Here is a 765-nt window from a genome sequence, read left to right on the forward strand (position 1 = left end):
AAAGCTGACCTCAACAACGAAAACCTGGAAGCTCTTGAAAAAGGTATCCCGAACCTTCTGAAACATGTAAGCAACATCAAGAACGTATACAAACTTCCTTGCGTAGTTGCCATCAACGCATTCCCGACCGACACCAAGGCAGAGCTTGACTTCGTAGAAGCTAAGTGCAAAGAACTCGGCGTAAACGTAGCTCTTTCTGAAGTATGGGCAAAAGGCGGAGAAGGCGGAATCAAACTTGCAGAAGAAGTTCTTCGCCTCGTAGAAGAACCAAACGACTTTACTTATGCATACGAACTGGAAGGCTCCATCGAGGATAAACTGAACCAGATCGTACAGAAAGTATACGGCGGCAAGAAAGTGGTTCTCACAGCAAACGCACAGAAACAGGCAAAACAGCTTGAAGCACTCGGCTTCGGCAACTGCCCGATCTGTGTGGCTAAGACACAGTACAGCCTGACCGATGACCAGACCAAACTCGGTGCTCCGACAGATTTCGAAGTAACCGTACGTAACCTCAAGATCTCCGCAGGAGCAGGCTTCATCGTAGCCCTGACCGGCGAGATCATGACAATGCCAGGTCTTCCGAAAGTACCTGCTGCAGAACGTATTGATGTTGATGAGACTGGCAAGATCACTGGACTTTTCTAATAAAAGCGGATTGTAAAAGGTTTGGTTTTGCTTTATAAAGCAAGGAAAATGATATTTTGTAAAATATGAAAACCCTGAAGGGGAGCATCTCGAAGTTGCGAAGGCCGAAGCTCCCCC

The 765-nt window shown here is 47.1% G+C and carries 1 protein-coding gene; it reads left to right on the plus strand.

Annotated features, from left to right (window positions below; genetic code table 11):
* The coding region (locus QZL69_RS10695) for a formate--tetrahydrofolate ligase (RefSeq protein ID WP_291519376.1) at nucleotides 1-648 on the plus strand (648 nt) is incomplete at its 5' end.
* Nucleotides 649-765 lie beyond the last annotated feature (117 nt).

Source organism: Blautia sp. CAG:237, assembly GCF_000436615.1.
Classification (GTDB): domain Bacteria; phylum Bacillota; class Clostridia; order Lachnospirales; family Lachnospiraceae; genus Blautia_A; species Blautia_A intestinihominis.